1 protein-coding gene is annotated in these 888 nt (G+C 35.4%); it reads right to left on the bottom strand.

Translation table 11 applies throughout. The features are described 5' to 3' along the window. Positions 1-107: 107 nt before the first annotated feature. A partial coding sequence (locus tag DWY84_RS17140; protein WP_243024911.1) for a transposase occupies positions 108-888 on the bottom strand: 781 nt, incomplete at its 5' end.

Below are 888 nucleotides of genomic sequence, written 5' to 3'. Positions count from 1 at the left end.
TGAACTACCCATTGTCTAAAGCCAATGGGCTTCCTGCTTCACAGACCTCGTAACCTACTATCTCCACAGGCGTTAATTCGGGCAGTCCCTGCCCTATATTGTTATTTTTATGCTATTTGTCTTAATCCTTCTTCCAGTATATTCTTTGCTGCATTGATATCCCTGTCATGATTTGTTCCACAGACAGGACATATCCATTCCCTTACTGATAGATTTTTCGTCTCTGTATTTTGGTATCCACAAACTGAACACAATTGACTACTGGCATAGAATGTATCTATTTTGACATATTTTCTGCCATTCCACTTGGCCTTATATTCTAACTGTCTTGTCAGCTCATGCCATGATACATCACTTATGGACTTTGCCAAATGATGATTTTTTACCATGTTTTTTATCTGCAAATCTTCCGAAACCATCACTTGGTTTTCGCTGATAATCTCATGTGACATCTTGTGCAGATAATCTTTTCTGGTATTTGTTATTTTCTCATGGCACAATGCTATCTTTTTCTTTGTTTTGTAGTAATTTTGACTTCTTTTCTCTTTATGGGCTAACTGCCTTTGCAGTTTCACCAGTTTCTTTTCGTATTTTCTGATGATTTTGGGATTTTCGTATTTTTTTCCATCAGAAGTAATACATAACTCCTTAATACCTAAATCTATTCCGGTATTTTGATTTGTTTGTGGCAGTTCCGTGTGTTCTGTTTCCACTAAAATTGATACATAATATTTTCCACTCGGAACTTGTGATATCGTTACCGATTTTATCTGTCCACTAAAATTTCTATGCAGTTTTGCTTTTATACCTTTTAATTTAGGCAGTTTTACTCTATTGCACCCGAAATCTACTGTTATATTGCCATTCGTAAAATTTGTTGTATATGAC

The organism is Clostridium sp. AF27-2AA (genome assembly GCF_003478505.1).
Classification (GTDB): domain Bacteria; phylum Bacillota; class Clostridia; order Lachnospirales; family Lachnospiraceae; genus Brotaphodocola.
This window is presented reverse-complemented; position numbering and strand designations above follow the sequence as displayed.